Raw genomic sequence first — 17889 nt, forward strand, 5'->3', positions numbered from 1 at the left:
CTGCAAGCCATTCGACGATCCAATGTAATTAATTCAGTGCTCTTATAGCCAAATTTCAGGCAATAATTCTAGGTATGGCCGCAAGATCTTTCTCGAGTCGAATTTTATCTTCCTCGATATCAAAATCATCTTGAAGGCCCAGCCAGAACTGAGGTGAAGTACCAAAATATTTTGAAAGACGCAGTGCTGTATCAGCGGTGACTCGTCTCTTTCCCTTCAGGATAAGTGAAACCCGGGTTTGCGGAATACGAAGATCTTTGGCAAGTTTATAGGCACTTATCCCAAGGGGTTTCAAAAACTCTTCCAATAAGATTTCTCCAGGATGTATATTCTGTAACTTATTCATTTCATTTCCTTCAGTGATAATCCACTATTTCAATATGATCACAATTTCCTTGTTCCCATGTAAAACATATGCGCCACTGGACATTAATTCGTATACTAAATTGTCCTTTCCTGTTTCCTTTTAGCATCTCAAGCCGGTTGTTGAATTTCCTGAGGAAGCTTCCTAGAGAGTTCCCCCTTCCATATTTTTTCTACCTCTTTGGATGCAAAACCAATAATCATACAGTATACTTACCTATCGAGTTAGTATCGTCAAGAGTTAGTATTTAGTTGGTCAAGAAAGTGAATGGTATGCAAGCAAACTTTCGTTTCTTGCACTCGTTTCGTTGAGATATGAAAAATCCACTCTCCACAATATTACATACATATTGCTTTGAATGGATCTATTTACGCCAAAGAGGATTCGAACCTCTGACCCACAGCTTAGAAGGCTGTTGCTCTATCCAACTGAGCTATTGGCGCAGGCAAAACTGAGTCGGGGCGAGAGGACTCGAACCTCCGATTTCTTGCTCCCAAAGCAAGCGCCTTAGCCACTAGGCAACGCCCCGAACGTTTGTGTAACGGGTGGAGTATACTTGCTTTCGCCCGAGAGCGTCAAGTCGATATACTTGACAGAATCGGTTTACTTTGGACCAATTGGACAAAGGATAAGAAAAATGGAATACACACCTTACGAACGGGCCCATCATACGTATGAGATATTGGATACCATAAGCCCATCGAACATCACATTCCTCAATCAGACAGATCCATTTAGGCTCCTTGTGAGTGTTATATTGTCAGCCCAGACAACCGACAGGCAAGTGAACGAAGTTGCAAGCGTGCTGTTTGAAAAATACCCCTCTGTCGAATCATTGGCACATGCCGATATCGATTCTGTAAAAGAAATCATCCGAAGTACCGGTTATTTCAATGCGAAGGCGAAGAATATCATCGGCACGGCAAAAGCCCTCCTCGAAAAATATGGAGGTGTAGTTCCCTTCAGCATGGAGGAGTTGGTCAAGCTTCCAGGCGTAGGGCGAAAGACAGCCAGCGTCATCATCGGTCAATTGGACAACCAACCGGCCATCATCGTAGATACCCATTTCGCACGAGTGGTACGTAGACTAGGACTTACCGTTGCCACCGATCCTGAACGCATTGAAAGAGAGGTAGCAAAATTACTACCTCCCGCAAATCACTATAGATACTCCATGATAGTGAATCTACATGGACGCCAAGTATGCCATGCCCGAAAACCACAATGCGGACTCTGCCAGTTGGCGCCCTATTGTAAGAGCTATCCTATTCAATGATCACAGACATTATCGCCAGATATGAGTGTCCCACTTACGTATTCGGTTACCAATTCATGTGGTGCTTTCGATGGTGCACCAATGACAACCTCTATTCCTTGAGCACTGAACAGATTCTGGGCTGACATACCCATACCACCGGCTATAATCACATCCACCCCCAACTCTCCCAGAAAACGGGGAAGAACTCCAGGCTCATGCCGTGGTGCAGGAATCTCTTCCGTCCGAACAATCTTCTTTGTTGTAGGATCTACATCAATCAATGAAAAGGCCTTGCAATGGCCAAAATGGAGATTCAGTTTCCCCTCTGCGGTTGGAATAGCAATCTTCATACCTTGGTTCTCCTTGTAATTTCCAATTTTGTTGCGATAGCCCGATAAATATCGGCTACCGGCGAATCTACGAATCTTTGTACATACGGCAAACCAGCATCACCCGAAATTCCGAACGAGGGATCAATCGGAATACTTCCGAGGAATGGAACATCATATTTGCCTGAGAGTTTCTTTCCTCCGCCAGTTCTAAAGATATCGGTTGTCTTGTGGCAATGGGGACATACGAATCCACTCATATTCTCCACCAAACCTACGACTGGCATACTCATCTGACGGCAAAAATTGATGGATCTGCTCACATCTACTGTAGCAACATCCTGGGGAGTAGTGACTAGGATCGCTTCAGCCTTCTCTTTCAACTGCTGAGCAACCGATAGAGGCTCGTCCCCGGTCCCAGGAGGACAGTCGATGATCAAATAGTCAAGTGGCCCCCAAGCGACATCATTGAGAAATTGCTCGATCAGAGAGTTTTTCAGAGGCCCGCGCCATACGACAGGATCATCAGAATGATGAAGCAAAAATCCTATGGACATCACCTCCAAATTGTACATATCTCCAAGAATTACCGGCTGAATACCATCGGCGGCATTCATGACCGTTACATTCGGCAAATTGAGCATCGTGGGAATGCTCGGACCATGAATATCGACATCGACCAGCCCAACCTTGAAACCCTTAGCAGCCAAAGAGAGCGCTAAATTAACCGCAACCGTACTTTTTCCTACTCCACCCTTTCCACTCATGACCATGATAGTTCGGCGCTTCCCTGAACGCGTATTGTCTTGCTTGGATCGGTTAGGATCGTCCTTTATTTCCCTCTCTTTGGCGCGTTGTCGGACAATCTCCATATCTTCGAGTGCCGTATGCAACACATCGAGTGCCAGAGTAACACAATGGAAGGACTCCTTCGGGAAATCATCCAACGTCGACAGCACATCGTTCTCTCCAAGTGCGTTGGCATCATCAAGGGGCATCCCCTCTACCATATAGGCTACGGTTGAAGCCGCTCTAAGGGAATTTTCACATCCATCGGATGTAAAGGATGCCTTCTCCACCCTTTCATTTTCCCCACTGAGCCAGAACTCAACCGTATCACCACACGGACCTGTTCTTCGCGCATTTCCGTCGGCATTCCTCAACGGTCCGTAGTTGGCCGGTACTTGCCGAAAATCTTCTCTTACATTGTTGTCCATAGTCGCTCCCAAATATGTTCTATGCGGTCACGAGTTTCTCCAGTGATGAATTCGACAGCACTTTTGCCCTCGAGTTGGGCTTTCACCATCATCTCATCATAGGGAATCGTTCCCACAAAGTTGTTTCCTGCTTCAAGTGTCCTTCTTCTTATCTCTTCAGTCATTCGAGGATCTATATCCGCCTTGTTTACACAGACATAGACCGGCAAATCGAAACTAGCGGCAAGTGCCCCTACCCGCTCAAGATCGTGAAATCCACTCACACTCGGCTCGGTTACCAAAAGAACGCCACTCGATCCGGTAACGCTGCTTATTACAGCACAACCGATTCCAGGAGGACCATCTACTATGATAAGGGACCTTCCTTGTTCCTCGGCTATCCGGCGAGCCTCCTTGCGGACCAAAGTCACCAATTTACCCGAGTTTTCTCCCGCAGCATGTAAACGGGCATGTACCATCGTACCGAATCGGGTATCACTGATCATCCAATCACCACAATTGCGGTCAACGAAGTCGATCGCCTGTTCCGGGCAGATATGCACACATAGCCCACACCCTTCGCAATGGATGGGATTGATACGGTAACTTCCATCATTCTCTTCAATGAAGGCATCGAAACGGCACCCTGCACTGCAAAGTCCACAGCCGGTGCACTTGTCCCCATCGACGATGGCTTCCTTACCCGAATAAAAGGCCTCTTTCCTCAAGACTGTGGGATTGGTCACCAAATGAAGGTCGGCTGCATCGACATCGCAATCGGCCAATACCGCATTTGTAGCTAAAGTAGCAAAGGACGCGGTAATGCTGGTCTTTCCGGTACCACCCTTTCCACTAAGGACCACCAATTCCTTGATTCTCTTGTTTCTATCGGTCATCGCGAGTTCCCTCCGATTGTACTTCAAGCTCGATTCTTTTCCAGAGTTCACCGAAAAGTGTACGATAGGAAGGTAGTGCATCCACTACGATATCGCCCTTGGCGTAGAGCTGTGCAATCCTTCTATCATGGGGAATACGTGCGAGAATCCCGATGTGTTTTTCTTCACAATAGCGATCGATGCGATCGTCCCCAAGACCATCCTTATTGATCACTACACCGAAAGGAATGCCTACCTCCTGTACCGTTTCCACGGCAAGCATGAGATCATGCAGACCAAAAGCCGTCGGTTCGGCAACGAGGAGAACCATATCGGCATCGCCTATGGTCCAAACCATAGGACAACTCGTCCCTGGAGGAGAATCGATGATGACATGATCCTCCTTTGCAGTATCAGCATAATCCTTGACATCACGTATGATAGGTACAGCCAAAGCTTTACCGACATCGATGGATCCCTCGACCAATCGGATCTGCTTCGCTTGCCTGATAGTCACGCTGCCGATCTCATGATCCACTTCAGTTATCGCTTGTTGTGGACATAGGGTGGCACATGCTCCGCAAGAGTGGCAGAGGTCTTCGAAAATGAGTGGCTTCCCGGCGATTACGACGATTGCATTGAATTCACAGGCATCGGCGCAAACCCTACACCCGTCACAGAGCGATTCATCTACTTTCGGTACCAGCACTGTCGATCTTCGCTGTGAAACCAAATCTCCTTTGAGAAACAGATTGCTGTTGGGTTCTTCCACATCGCAATCCAAGACCAAAAGAGGTTTTCCATAGGAACGAGCAAGATTGACTGTGACGAACGTCTTACCCGTTCCACCTTTACCTGAGGCTACGGCGATCCTCATACCCAATGCCCTTCCACATCTGCATCGCGTAATGGCTTGAGAGCCTTAGACTTATACATGGCCAAGGCCTCACCCACTGTTTTCGCATCCGCGTGGTAGGCATCGATCCCAGCGGCGAAAATAACTTTCGCCGCCTTTGGTCCCAAGTGTCCGGTGATCAGCACTTTGGCACCAGTTGCGACCACATGTTGGGCTGACTGGACGCCGGCTCCCTGTGCAGCCTGCAAATTCTGGGTATTGTCCAACACCGAGTAGGTATCGCTCCCAGTATCATAGACTATGAATTTTTCGGCACGACCGAAACGATTGTCAAAAGCCGATTCCAATGTATCTCCAGATGCAGTGCACACTACCTTCATGCCTTGTCCCCTTCTTTTGTCTTATCGGTGCCCAAAGTATCGAGTCTCTTGTGGACAGCCTTGAGTTCCCTTTCCAAGTTAGCCGCATGTGCTTTCAGATCCTCAAGTTCCAAATCTTCGTCATAACGATCGTATATTGGAGCTACGTTCGCATAGCGGACCGAACGCAGTCCCCTTCCATACCCCAAACCGAAGCCGAGACCCCTGGGGCGACCATACAATCGTCTTTGACCAAAGCCGAATCCTTCCCCGTTCACGTATCCAGGTACATCATACCCTGCACAATATCCCATGGCTCTTCCTGTCATAGGTCCATTGCCGTTTCTTCCTGTTGAATCTCCTCGTGGCATATCTTGCCTCCTTATCCTTTGTCCCATGTGGGATGTTCCGTTGCGATTCACCGGTATTGCCGGTGTCCTCCTCCATGACCTAAACCTTGACCTCGCCCTTGATAGCCTCCATTCCGATGCATGCATCGGTGTCTTGGGCAAGGACAACCAGGCATGGAATATACCCTTTGCCTCATGCTTCCACCTTGCCAGGCTTCAAGCACTTCAGCCACATCACCAGCGACAAAGGCATCCATCTCGATATTTGCACAAAGCAACGCCTCTTCGTATTCACGGCTTATCGCACCACAGACCACTGCATTGATCCCCAAAGAGGACAATGCGGAAATCTTCTTTTCTACATCATCATCGCTAAGTTCCACATTGATCATATTCCCGATGGGTCTACCGAACCCCTCGGTCTCAATAATCAATAGGTGCTTCGCAACATCGAATAGTGGTGCAATCCTTCCGTTCCATACGGTTATCGCCAGCTTCATACCACTAATGATGCATGAAGCGTGCCAAAACATGCCTATCCATGTTTAGACAAAATCAAATTGTTTTAAGGAATAAGTATAGTAGGAGAATTGGTAGAATCTAAAATTGGGAGAAAGATATAATGTGTCGCATTTTTGCTACAGATGATTGTGATACATGTCGCATATTGTCGCGCTAATGCTACACATTAATATCTAATGAACGAATCTTTCTGTAAAGCGTAGCACGGTGCATGCCGAGATCCCTTGCAGCAGCAGCAATAGTACCACCGTTTCTCTGCAGAGCATCCAAAATTAGTCTTCTCTGCGTATCTTCCAGCGTTTTTCGAACTTTCGACCCGGAGTCTCCGTTCAAATTTCGTATAGCACCATCATGTGGGTCAGCTTCTTCAGCAGATTCCGAAGTGAGTACCTGCGTGATCTCCCAGGGCAAGTCTTCTAACATAATCTCGTTACCCTGACAGAGCACAACTGCCCGCTCTATAGCATTTTCCAGTTCCCGAATATTACCCGGCCAATGGTAGGCATAGAAACAAGCATAGACTTCGGGTGAGAACCGTTCTATCGTCTTATTGTTCAGTACACTGAAACGTTGGAGAAACTGATCCGCCAGAAGGGGAATATCCTCGTTCCTATTGCGTAGCGGAGGAATGGTCATGGCTATGATATGAATCCGGTAATAGAGGTCTTGACGGAATTTCCCCTGCCTCACTAATTCCTTGAGATCCCGATTGGTGGCACAGATGATCCGTGCATCGGTCTTTTCAACCACACTACCACCGAGCGGTTCAAATTGACGTTCCTGCAAAACCCGTAGGAGTTTGACTTGCATCGCAGGTGAAATATCACCAATTTCATCAAGGAAAAGCGTACCTCCCCGGGCAAGGGCAAAGCGCCCTGGCTTATCCCTATCAGCCCCCGTAAAGGCACCCTTTCGGTACCCGAATAATTCCGACTCCAGTAGGGTGTCTGGTAAAGCTCCACAGTTAATTGCTATGAAGGGTCCTTGTTTCTGATTACTACAGCCGTGGATTGTACGGGCTAGAACCTCTTTTCCAGTACCCGATTCTCCGAGTATGAGAACGGTTGATACACTCTGAGCTACTGCTGGAACCATGTGCAATATCTTTCTCATCGATTCGCTATTGCTCACGATGGACCCGAAGCGCTCACGTGCACGGAGTTTTCGCAGCTGCTCCAATTCACTCAAGTCCCTGAATGTCTCAGCGCCTCCGATCACATTGCCGGCAGAATCTTTTAATAAAGCAGTGGATACGCTCACGGGAACTCTCTTGCCACGCAGGTTGACGATATAGCCACTTTGGTTGATCACATTTTTACCAGTTGAGAAAGTTTGCGCAAGCGGACAGCGCCCCTCACACATATTAGACTTGAAGACCTCTGAACAGCGCAGACCAACAGCATCTTCGCGCGAGATACCGGTAATATGCTCCGCGGCACGATTGAATGAAGTAATACGCCAATCGGTATCGATGGTGAAAACCCCGTCGTTAATACTCTCCAAAATGGTTTCTGTGGTTACGATATCCATGGCTTATCCTTTGCATATCGTAACACACTAAGTGGCACAAAGGCTACTTTTGTTCACGGATAAAATATTGGGGATATCCGTCCAATAGCAGTTGTTGGTCGCACATCACATGGTCCAAATGTTCCGATAGGTAGCGTTTGGCGGTTCTGCAGTCGCCTTTTTTGATTGCTTCCATAATATTATGGTGGTCGCAGAGCAATTCCTTGGTATCGAACATATTGAGGCGGAGCATTCTCTCTCGCATGAAGTGGGGAAGATAAATACTAATCGCATCGAATACAGTCTCTTTGTGGCAGACGGTGAAAAGCATGCGATGAAACTCGTTATCCTTCAAGAAGAAATTGATGATATCGCCCTTTTGTGCTTCCATCTCCTGTTCTTCAAGGTTCTGTTCAAGCCTGCTAATCTCATCTGCACTGATATTCTTACAAGCCAACTCTAGGAGAGCCAATTCAACTGTCTCTCGAAGGAATCTTCCTTGGTCCACCAGTCGGGAATCCATTAGAGACACACGGGTGCCACGTTGGGGATAGATCTCAACCAACCGTTCCCGGTTCAATTCAAGCAGAGCCTCACGAACAGGTGTCCTGCTTAATTTGAGCTTCAGTGAGATGTCCTTCTCATTGATCTGTTCGCCTGGAAACATATCCAACAACAAAATGTTGCGACGCAAGATCCGATAGGCATATTGTTTGGCGGATTCTGTATCCATCCTTTCTGAGTATACGACGAAAGGCATGACCTGCTTCCCCCTTTCTGGTCACATAACGACCACTTGATTTGACTCTTTCTTGTATCGATATATTAGCATAGATACCGTTTAAGGACCAGTAGGTAGGTAAATTTTTATCGATAAATTTATAACGTAAAACCTACCAAAACAATCGGATACACACCCTAGATTAAAAATTTCCATTGTAGGGAATATGGTTTCTACAGTAGAGTAAAACCAAGACAGAGAAAGGAGCTACCATTGAAACAGCGCCCGAACGCCATATACCTACTCTATTTGGTTATCCTACTGGTCGCCATAGGAACCGTAGGGTATATGGTGATGCTCGATGTGGGTTTCGTGGATGCGCTGTATATGACGGTCATTACCGTTTCTACCGTTGGATTCAGGGAAATCGAAAACCTCAGCTCGGGTGGAAAACTATTCACCATGTTCATCATTGTAAGCGGACTTGGCTTGGTTGCCTATGTATTCTCCCAGTTGGCTGTATTCTTGGCAGAAGGAGAATTCAAACGGATCTTGCTTAACAGGCGGGTACAAAGGAGACTTCAACATATGAAAGACCATTATATCATTTGTGGTGCAGGCCAAACGAGCGTAAGCCTTATTGAACAATTTACCCGAAGCCACGCCGACTTCGTGATTATAGAGAAGGACGCAGAACGCTATGAAGAGCTATTGAATTCTGGCTACGCGACCATTCATGGGGATGCTACCGATGAAGAGGTTCTTCTTGAGGCAGGTATCAAAGAAGCCAAGGGCTTGGTATCTACACTCGGTTCGGATGCCGAAAACGTCTTTACCGTGCTTACCGCACGAGAAATGAACAAAAACATGCAAATCGTAGCACGGGCTATTGAAGGTTCTGCATCCCAGAAACTCAGAAAGGCAGGTGCTGACAGTACCATCAACCCCAACGAGTTGGGAGGTAACCGCATGGCCGTACTCATGCTCCGCCCCCAGATCATCTCATTTCTCGATGCCATAACCCGGATAGGAGAGGATACGCTGGACCTGGGAGAGATCGAAGTTACCAAAGATTCACCTCTAGCCGGTAAAAAACTCCTCGAAGCCCGTATTCCCGAAAAGACTGGATTGATCGTACTAGCTACCAAAGAGAGTGATGGAACATCGACCTATAATCCCAGTTCCAATACGGTACTTCACGAAGGCTTGAGCATGTTGGTATTGGGAAGACAAAAACAGATTCTCAGCCTCCAGAGGATGGCTTCTCCCGATATACGGTGACAGCATCCATATCGATGTTAGCGTGAGCAATATGTCTTTGCAGATCTTCCATACAGATATCGAACCCCTCTTTAGACCGTCCTTCACATCGGATGGTCACATGCGGTTGTGTATTGGAGCCTCTAAGCATCCAAAACCCATCTGCGCAAGAAACCCGTACGCCATCTAGAGTAACCACATCACGATTATTCGCATGTAAATTCTCAATGATATCGGCAACGAGGTATGCCCTCTGTTCTCTCGGAAGCTCCAACCGTATTTCACCACTGTCATACAAATGGGGGAATTGGGCAACCTCCTCCTCCAAACTCATCCCGCTCTTTACATAGCGATTTATCAGCTTTATTGCAGCGAACAGTCCATCATCAAACCCAAAATTCTCAGCAAAAAAGATGTGGCCACTCGTTTCACCTGCAAGGGAGATCCCCTCTTTTACCATCTTCTCCTTTTGGTTAGTATGTCCAACCTTCCACATCAACGGTTTTCCTCCTGCTCGTACAATTTCTTCATAGAAGAAAGTACTTGCTTTTACCTCAGACATGATCGTATCACCAGGAAATTGTGAAAGATGTTCCCTCGCAAAGAGGACTAACAATTGGTCACCTTGTAAGATTCTTCCTGATGCCGACACGACCCCTATCCTATCCCCATCCCCATCGAAAGCGACACCGAAGTCAGCTCTGGTCTCCAATACAGTCTTTCTTAACAAAGAAAGATTTTCCGGAAGACTCGGATCGGGATGATGGTTGGGGAATCTGCTATCAAGTTCACTACAGATGAGTACATGTTCTCCTGGGATTTGCTGAGTCAGCTGGTGGATAACAGCAGCTACAGCACCATTTCCCGGATCCCATACAATCTTCAATTTCTTTTCTTGCGTTATATCGAGAAACCCAATTAGGTAATCGATATAGGTATCGGTAAAGTCCATATCAACAACTTCCCCCAGACTCATGGGGATACTATAGGAACCTTCTTTACTGATTTTTCCCAGCTCCTGGATTGAATCTCCATGAAAGAGACGATCGGAAAGGAGGAACTTCACACCATTGTATTCTGCGGGATTATGGCTTGCTGTCACCACGACTCCAGCATCCACTGCTAAAACTTGTACCGCAATATAGACAGCAGGAGAGGGCAAGACACCTAAGAGAAAAACCTTGATTCCACTATCACAAAGTCCACGAGAAAGTTTATCCGCTAATTGTGGAGAGCTTTCTCTTCCATCATAACCTAATGCACAAGTTGTGCGCCCCTCGCGTGCCATGATCGTACCGAAAGCCCTTCCGATATGGTATGCATCCCGTTCATCCAATTCTTGCGGATAGATACCTCTGATATCACAAGCCTTCATGATCTCTTCAGAGAATGTATGTTCCATACTGTCGTTTACCTCATCTCCGATGAATTTTTCGTGGGTAGGATCACCGTAAATACGGAGCCCTCCCCTATTTTGCTTTCAACCCCAATAGAGCCGCCAAATTCCTCCACCATCAACTTGGTGATGGCAAGGCCTAATCCACTGCCCGCTATTGCGCTATTGCGCGATTTCTCAACTCGATAGAACCGATCGAAGATCTTCTCTTGATCCTCCACTGCGATTCCCATTCCCTGATCCTTGACCGAAAGCACTACCGAATCCTGCTCACTAGCGTAGACAGACAAGCTGACCTTGGTTTTATTGGGTGAATATTTCACAGCATTCTCCAGAAGATTGGTGACGATCTGTTTGAACCAAAGCTCCCTTCCTACCAATGGTGGAGTAATTTCAATCCTAGTCTCTATGGAAATTTGTTTTTCTTCAGCCATAGGCTTGATCAGTAATATCGAATCATTGACAATTGGGCTTAGATCAAACGGTATCCTATCGGCACCATCCATCTCCCCCTCAATGCGGGAAAGGACCAACAGCTCCGATATCAGTCGTTTTAGACGCTCGGTCTCCAATTCGATTATCGTAAGTGAGGTCGTACGATCGGCCTCGCTCAACGAATCCCAACTACCTAAGGTCTGGACAAAACCATTTATTACCGTCAATGGAGTACGCAACTCGTGAGAAACATTCGAAACGAATTCGTCCTTCAACTGCTCCAATCGTCGCATCTCAGTTACATCGCGGATAAGTACGAGAGCCCCGCTATGTCCATAAGGTTCATACTTGCTGTACATACGCTCGATCGTAACATCCAAAAGGAGCCCGGCGGACGACTGTAACGTCAGCCACTGGTTCTCACCAAACGTGTTGACCCTCATACTGGCCTCAAGAATCGTAGCAACTAAAGCTGATTCGGAACCGGTTGTACGCTCCTCGGTAAACAACTTAGCTTTATCGAGTCCCAGCCATTGTTCTGCCCGTGGATTGATCAAGGAGACCGTATTGTCGGGCTCCACAATCATAATTCCGTTTCCAATATGCGACAGGAGCGTATTTATCTTACTGTATTTGGCATTATTGGATGCAATGAGCAGATCATATCGATCCATTAACGAATTGAATTCTTTCGCCAATTCCAGCAGCACTGGATCATTACTATCGACACTGATCCTACCAAACCTTCCCTGTAATCCCGATGTACTCTTGGTATGCTGTAATAATTTGTTTATAGGTCGTTTGTACTGTCTAAGCACATAGGATGAGAGGAGATAGACCAATGAAGTGATCAATATGACGACAAGTAGCATAAAAGCTACGAATAGCCGGGTAAAACGGGGCAAAAAGTCCATCAGATAGCTGAAAGAGACAACAAGCGTTCCAAGCGATGTTTCTACCCTCTCACCTACTGAAATGCGAAGAAACCCACTCCTACGATCACGGACGATACTTGTTGCTTTACCTTGTTCTCGGGTTGCTGAAAGATTCGCATCAATATAGGTACCAGCGACCACACTATCGGGATGAATATGGGAGTCGGCAAGAAGATTGGCATCAAGATCGACCACAAGGATGTGGGCACCAGATTGCGGGGAGACCTCTTTCGCGATACGTTGCAGCTCTTCTACAGAATCGCTCTTTTGTACAAGGTATATAAATCCATCAATATCTCCTCGTGCTTGGGATTCTATCTGACCTACCCACATATCTACAAGAATTAGAAACAACGTGGTCACCACCACCATGACAGAAATTATCGTGGTTACAATTAGTGTGACGTGGACTCGCCGTCTCATGAGCAATCAGGAGGGTTCCGAGGAGGACATCTTGAAGCCCTGTCCCCGAACAGTATCGATCTCACAGTCGGTCACGCGCCCCTGTTCCAATTTCTTACGTATGTTGCGGATATGAACATCGATTGACCTCCCAACCCCATCAATATCCTTCCCATATATATCGGTGGCAAGTTGTTGCCTAGTTACGATCTGGGGAGAAGCTTGCATTAATACATGCAGGATCCTGAATTCCGTTAACGTAAAATCCAGTCCATCAGTTCCATTGGATACATGGAATCTTTCAGCATCTAAAGTGAGCGAACCACAACGATAGTGACCACTATGTTCGGAAGTGAGTAATTTTACCTGCCGTAAAGCAGCGGAAATCCGCAAAAACAATTCCTGTAGATTAAATGGCTTGGTGACATAATCATCGGCGCCGCCTTTTAGGCCCTCAATCCGATCATGTTCTTCACTCTTTGCACTCACCATAATGACGGGAATCCTTCTTGTCGAGGGATCTGACTTCAGTCGCCTACATACTTCAATACCATCCATCTTCGGCATCATCACATCGAGAAGCACCACATCGGGATGGTATGTATGGACATATTCGAGGGCTTGCTCGCCATCAGTGGCACAGATACTTTCATAGCCGTGACTGCGAACATTGATATCCAGCATCTGCACGATATGAGGTTCATCATCAACAATGAGAATCCTTTGTGGTTTTTCCATATTCTCTACACTCCCGATAATTCATACGACCGCCCCCTAGAGGGACGATCGTTATCATCATATCAGCTGAGTGTTCCCGATGCTATATTCAATTCACTGTCAGCATCGAACAGCACATAGTTCTTTGCATTGAAGCCAATCTTCACCAGATGCCCGATCTCAAAATCAACACCGCCGAAGACAACACAGGTGAGTAGCAATCCATCAACATCTAGCTTCACTATGGTCTCCATACCGGAGGGCAAGGTGGAATAGATCTTTGCCTCGATGCTTCCTTCATCGGTAATGGCGATATCCTCGGGACGTATTCCAAGGAGCAACTTCTTGCCTTTAGGGACAGTGATACTCGATGTAGTGGGCGTATAGAGCAGTTTTAGATGCTTATTGGTGAGTTTCACTTCATCAAGATTGACTTGCTCGCCTTCCATTTCCAGGATATTGATATTCGGACTTCCGACGAAATCTGCGACAAAGTGGTTTGCGGGATTATGATAAACATCCAAAGGAGGTTCATATTGTTGCAGCAACCCCTCTTTCAGAAGACAGATCTTTGATGAGAGGGTCATTGCCTCGAGTTGGTCATGGGTTACATACACGAAAGTGGATCCTGTCTCCACATGTAGTCTTTTAAGTTCCGTCCGCATCTCCATGCGGAGTTTTGCGTCTAAGTTGGACAATGGTTCATCCATGAAGAGGATTTTTGGCCCTGTAGCAAGTGTTCGTGCTATAGCCACACGCTGTTGTTGCCCTCCCGATAGCTCTGCAGGATATCTTCCATGATATTCCGATATCCTGAGCATTTCGAGCAGTTCATTCACCCGTGCGTCAATGGTTTTACGGTCCCATTTGAGGTTTTCTAAACCGAATGCGATATTCTTGTATACCGTCATATGTGGCCACAATGCATAGTTCTGGAAAAGAAATCCAACATTGCGCTTATCTGGAGAAATATCCACACCTGTCTTCGATGAGAAGACACATCTGTCATCGATATATATTTCCCCCTCTGTAGGGGTCTCCAATCCTGCTATCATCCTCAAGGTGGTTGTTTTTCCACAACCAGAGGGTCCCAAAAGAGTGACGAATTCTCCATCCTTGATCTCTATGTTCAAATCATCTACGGCGACGGCTTTTCCAAACCGCTTTGTAATATGTTCCAGTCTGATATGCGGCATGCTTATTGCCCTCCTATTCCTTTGTCGATTGATGCTCCTGTGACCTTGTTGACGATCAGATTACTGATCACAACGAAAAGCACAATGAGCAGATTGATGGCATTTGCGTATTGGTTCCACCCCTTCTCATTGTATTGGAAGAGCATGGTGGTAAGGATCCTAGCTGATGGGGTCACCAGAAGGATATACAGGGACAATTCCCGCATACTGGAAATGAAAGGAAGTAGGTATCCGGAGAGGAAACTCGACTTCTGGATAGGGATGATGATCTTCAGCATACGTTTACCCCAGCCAATCCCTTGGATCGTACCAGCCTCTTCTATCTCATTGCTAAGCTGGTGCATAGCTCCAACGCTCGCTCTTGAGGCGAATGGCAAGTATTTCACCGAACCTACCAGAACCAATAGGGCAAATGTTCCATAAAGTGGTGGAATAAATCCACGTCTTACGGCAAACATCGAAAGATAAATGGCACCGAAGGCCATCGACGGCATCAGGTAGGGAAAGAACGCCAGATTATTGACCAATGAAGAGAGTCTGGTATTCTTCTTTTTCACGATAGCGTACCCAGCCAAAATACCTACTGATCCAGCGATAAATGCGACAAGAACGGAGAGTTTGACACTGTTCCACAGTCCTTGGAATATTGAACTGTTGCGTAGGATACCCGGTTCACCGTTAGCCAGTTCGGGGCTTCCCTCTCCAACCCAGAATATCGTGGTGAAATTGTCAAATGAATAGTTGCCCGGTTCCATGATGAAAGATTCTAGGGCAAACGAGAGCAGAGGTACGATACAGACAATGATTATCATGGAAAGGAGGATTACTGAAATTGGAGTCCTGAATGCGCGAAGATTGATGAGTGCGATATTCGAACTTTTGCCTGTAATAGTGGTGAAAGATTTTCGTTTACCGATGATTCTTTGGTTAACTCCTAAAATCAGCACACCGATTCCTATCATGATCAAAGCCATGATGTATCCGTAACCTGGATTGAGACCATTGAGCGTACGGTACATCTGTGTAGTAAGGACCTGATAGCGGACCGAAGTTCCAAGAAATGCCGGCACAGCGAAAGCACTCATGGCACTGGAAAAGACCAGAAGGAAGGTGGAAAGCATCGCAGGCAGGACTATAGGTATGGTGATTTTCCACATGATCTTTGCCCGGCTTGCCTTAAGGATGAGAGCAGCCTCTTCAAGATTCGCATCCATATTCCGCAGAATACCCCCGATCAGGATATAGGCAAATGGAGCATAGTGGAGTCCAAGTACGACAATAATAGGAAACGGCCCGTATGCGAACCAGTTTGGGATCTCGATTCCTGTCAGAGCCGTGAATATTCCTGGAGCCCCACCGACGAGCGAGTTTTTGAAGAAATTGAGCCATGCCATGGCCAATGTCCAAGAGGGCATAATGTAGGGAAAAATGAAAAGTGTGGAGATTATGCCCTTATACCGCATATTTGTCCGGGTAACCAACCAAGCAACCATGCCACCGAGCAATATCGCTATGAAACACGTTCCGAAAGCGACGTAAAGCGTATTGAGGAACGGCTCGTAGAATATCTTTTTGCTCGTGGATGAAAAGAGCACCTTAGTCCAATGATAGAGGGTAAAATCTCCGACTTGTGCCCCTTTCACCCGCATCAATTCCGACTGGTGGACCGTAAAAGTATCCAAGATGATGGTTATCATCGGTATGACCGTCAGATAGATGAGGATGAAGGCTAGTGATACGAGGATGATGTTATGCGGTTTCTTGATGAATGATTTGAACCTGTTCTTGTAATTCACAACGTTGATCCTTCAGTTGGTGATTAAGCATCCACAGGATAGGGAGAACCCTTCCTGTGGATGTCTTCTTTTGTCTACAAAGTCCGATCAATAGATATATTCGTTGAGGAACTCTTCTACTTCCGCCCTATTCTCAAAACAGTAGGCAGGATCTTCCTCAACCAGGATGTCTACCCAGGTAGTCATGGGATAGTCGCCTTCGTTAATGGCGATATTGGGATTGGAAGAATAAGTTCCCATATCAGAACTCCAAGGCTTGAACCCTTCTTCAGTTAGCAGATACTCGATAAACAGTTTCGCGGCATTGGGATGTCGGGCATTTGAGCTCACCAACATATAAATGGGATAGTAGAATCCGGCGAAAGGCTCAACATCGAGCATGGGCTGGAGGGCAAGATTCTTGGTTTCTACATAGCGAAGCTTGGAGAAAACGAACAATCCTGCATTGTGGGTCTTATCCTGTCCTTTGATGCCGATGCTCTCGGCAGTTTTCGTATCGGAAGTAGTAAGAATCAAATCATTCTCTAAGATAGCCTTGATCCATTCATAGCCAGCATTGGGTGTGGTCAATTCTATTTCCTTACCAAAATAGTCCTTATAGGCCTTTGCCAACTGATTTGCAATATCAGGATGGGTAACCATAGTCATGAAGTTGGCATTCACACTCTCTTGGAACGGGTTCTTGAACTGGAAGTTCCCCGCCCATTCGTCAGTGGTAAGTGCCCATACATTGGTGAAGGGTTCTTCGGTAGACAACTCATTGTTGAAAATGAACAACTTATTGATAAATGACATAACCAAGGGATTCTGGAATTCGGAAGGAATGACATCCTTCATGGATTCGGGAACATAGTTATAGAGGTAGTTGAGGTTAATAAGTTCACCCATGACACGACCACCATCCTGGGCAATGACAAAGTCTGCTCCAGCAGCACCGGTGCTTCCCTCTTTGGAAACTTTTTCGATAAGTTCGAAGTCTTTGAGGTTGGTAGCCTCGACCTCAATACCGTACTTTTCTGAAAATCCTTCCGCGGCATTAGCGATTCGACTCGTGATCGAATAGACAACTACCTTTCCCTCTTCTTTGGCCGCAGCAACCAACTCTTCGTGCGTCTTTGGTGTTTCTGGTAATTGCGGTGCAGATGCTTCCTGCTGCCCACCGGCGAATACCGAGGAGCCGAGAACCAGGACGACAATCATGAGAGCAACGATCGACAATCTCTTTTTCATGAAATACCCCTTTGAATGATTTTTCCATGCGGCAGATTAAGGCACCGCAATGGTTGGTAAACATTAATGTAAATTTTTCTTAACATTTCCACGTTTATGTTAAGAGACCTTAACACAGTTGTCAATCTTTTTTTTCTTCATTCTCTCCAGACCGACCATCTAGGAAAAACATCCCATTATTGG

General features: G+C 46.4%; 19 protein-coding genes and 2 tRNA genes. 2 read left to right on the forward strand and 19 right to left on the reverse strand.

Annotated features, from left to right (window positions below; translation table 11 throughout):
• Positions 1-55: 55 nt before the first annotated feature.
• The 4 genes from ACODJP_RS00690 to ACODJP_RS00705 form a co-directional block, all read right to left on the reverse strand.
• Positions 56-346: a HigA family addiction module antitoxin gene (locus tag ACODJP_RS00690; RefSeq protein WP_422477431.1), complete on the reverse strand. Its 291-nt coding sequence runs from the start codon at positions 344-346 to the stop codon at positions 56-58.
• A 10-nt stretch (positions 347-356) separates the two neighbouring features.
• A complete protein-coding gene (locus ACODJP_RS00695) occupies positions 357-473 on the reverse strand; it encodes a type II toxin-antitoxin system RelE/ParE family toxin (RefSeq protein WP_422477433.1) in 117 nt (38 codons plus the stop codon).
• Between the two features lie 260 nt (positions 474-733).
• Positions 734-807 (reverse strand) — tRNA-Arg (locus tag ACODJP_RS00700).
• Positions 808-820: 13 nt separating this feature from the next.
• Positions 821-893, reverse strand: a tRNA-Pro gene (locus tag ACODJP_RS00705).
• Positions 894-1001: 108 nt separating this feature from the next.
• On the opposite strand from ACODJP_RS00705, the gene nth reads away from it, so the two are divergent.
• Positions 1002-1640 carry an endonuclease III gene (gene nth, locus ACODJP_RS00710; RefSeq protein ID WP_422477435.1) on the forward strand — a complete coding sequence of 213 codons (639 nt, stop codon included), beginning with the start codon at positions 1002-1004 and terminating at the stop codon, positions 1638-1640.
• Here nth and ACODJP_RS00715 read toward each other — a convergent pair.
• The 9 genes from ACODJP_RS00715 to ACODJP_RS00755 form a co-directional block, all read right to left on the reverse strand.
• Positions 1634-1972 (reverse strand): NifB/NifX family molybdenum-iron cluster-binding protein, encoded by a 339-nt coding sequence (locus ACODJP_RS00715; RefSeq protein WP_422477437.1) that lies wholly within the window; start codon positions 1970-1972, stop codon positions 1634-1636. The genes nth and ACODJP_RS00715 overlap by 7 nt on opposite strands.
• The gene (locus ACODJP_RS00720) at positions 1969-3168 is read right to left on the reverse strand and encodes a P-loop NTPase (RefSeq protein ID WP_422477439.1); all 1200 of its coding nucleotides are present in this window, start codon (positions 3166-3168) and stop codon (positions 1969-1971) included. Before ACODJP_RS00720 ends, ACODJP_RS00715 begins: the two co-directional genes overlap by 4 nt.
• Positions 3153-4043, reverse strand: coding sequence for an ATP-binding protein (locus ACODJP_RS00725; protein ID WP_422477441.1), 891 nt, complete (start codon positions 4041-4043; stop codon positions 3153-3155). The genes ACODJP_RS00720 and ACODJP_RS00725 overlap by 16 nt, the downstream gene beginning before the upstream one ends.
• Positions 4033-4899 (reverse strand): ATP-binding protein, encoded by an 867-nt coding sequence (locus tag ACODJP_RS00730; RefSeq protein WP_422477443.1) that lies wholly within the window; start codon positions 4897-4899, stop codon positions 4033-4035. The genes ACODJP_RS00725 and ACODJP_RS00730 overlap by 11 nt, the downstream gene beginning before the upstream one ends.
• Positions 4896-5258, reverse strand: coding sequence for a NifB/NifX family molybdenum-iron cluster-binding protein (locus tag ACODJP_RS00735; protein WP_422477445.1), 363 nt, complete (start codon positions 5256-5258; stop codon positions 4896-4898). Before ACODJP_RS00735 ends, ACODJP_RS00730 begins: the two co-directional genes overlap by 4 nt.
• Positions 5255-5608 (reverse strand): DUF5320 domain-containing protein, encoded by a 354-nt coding sequence (locus ACODJP_RS00740; RefSeq protein ID WP_422477446.1) that lies wholly within the window; start codon positions 5606-5608, stop codon positions 5255-5257. Before ACODJP_RS00740 ends, ACODJP_RS00735 begins: the two co-directional genes overlap by 4 nt.
• A 47-nt stretch (positions 5609-5655) precedes the next feature.
• The gene (locus ACODJP_RS00745; RefSeq protein ID WP_422477448.1) at positions 5656-6087 is read right to left on the reverse strand and encodes a NifB/NifX family molybdenum-iron cluster-binding protein; all 432 of its coding nucleotides are present in this window, start codon (positions 6085-6087) and stop codon (positions 5656-5658) included.
• A 181-nt stretch (positions 6088-6268) separates the two neighbouring features.
• Positions 6269-7639 (reverse strand): sigma-54 interaction domain-containing protein, encoded by a 1371-nt coding sequence (locus ACODJP_RS00750; protein ID WP_422477450.1) that lies wholly within the window; start codon positions 7637-7639, stop codon positions 6269-6271.
• 43 nt (positions 7640-7682) lie between these two features.
• A complete protein-coding gene (locus ACODJP_RS00755) occupies positions 7683-8351 on the reverse strand; it encodes a GntR family transcriptional regulator (RefSeq protein ID WP_422477452.1) in 669 nt (222 codons plus the stop codon).
• A 261-nt stretch (positions 8352-8612) separates the two neighbouring features.
• Here ACODJP_RS00755 and ACODJP_RS00760 point away from each other — a divergent pair, with 261 nt between their 5' ends.
• The gene (locus tag ACODJP_RS00760; RefSeq protein ID WP_422477454.1) at positions 8613-9620 is read left to right on the forward strand and encodes a potassium channel family protein; all 1008 of its coding nucleotides are present in this window, start codon (positions 8613-8615) and stop codon (positions 9618-9620) included.
• Here ACODJP_RS00760 and ACODJP_RS00765 read toward each other — a convergent pair.
• The 6 genes from ACODJP_RS00765 to ACODJP_RS00790 form a co-directional block, all read right to left on the reverse strand.
• Positions 9583-11001: a phosphomannomutase/phosphoglucomutase gene (locus ACODJP_RS00765; RefSeq protein WP_422477456.1), complete on the reverse strand. Its 1419-nt coding sequence runs from the start codon at positions 10999-11001 to the stop codon at positions 9583-9585. The two genes, ACODJP_RS00760 and ACODJP_RS00765, sit on opposite strands and share 38 nt — an antisense overlap.
• A gap of 8 nt (positions 11002-11009) precedes the next feature.
• Positions 11010-12788 carry a sensor histidine kinase gene (locus tag ACODJP_RS00770; protein WP_422477458.1) on the reverse strand — a complete coding sequence of 593 codons (1779 nt, stop codon included), beginning with the start codon at positions 12786-12788 and terminating at the stop codon, positions 11010-11012.
• A gap of 6 nt (positions 12789-12794) precedes the next feature.
• Positions 12795-13505: a response regulator transcription factor gene (locus ACODJP_RS00775; RefSeq protein WP_422477460.1), complete on the reverse strand. Its 711-nt coding sequence runs from the start codon at positions 13503-13505 to the stop codon at positions 12795-12797.
• A 62-nt stretch (positions 13506-13567) separates the two neighbouring features.
• Entirely contained in the window at positions 13568-14680 is a 1113-nt protein-coding gene (locus tag ACODJP_RS00780) for an ABC transporter ATP-binding protein (protein ID WP_422477462.1), read from the reverse strand.
• Positions 14681-14682: 2 nt separating this feature from the next.
• Positions 14683-16476 (reverse strand): ABC transporter permease, encoded by a 1794-nt coding sequence (locus tag ACODJP_RS00785; protein ID WP_422477464.1) that lies wholly within the window; start codon positions 16474-16476, stop codon positions 14683-14685.
• A gap of 87 nt (positions 16477-16563) precedes the next feature.
• Positions 16564-17706, reverse strand: coding sequence for an ABC transporter substrate-binding protein (locus ACODJP_RS00790; protein ID WP_422477466.1), 1143 nt, complete (start codon positions 17704-17706; stop codon positions 16564-16566).
• Positions 17707-17889 lie beyond the last annotated feature (183 nt).

The organism is Pleomorphochaeta sp. DL1XJH-081 (assembly GCF_049310885.1).
Classification (GTDB): Bacteria; Spirochaetota; Spirochaetia; order Sphaerochaetales; family Sphaerochaetaceae; genus CAYZJV01.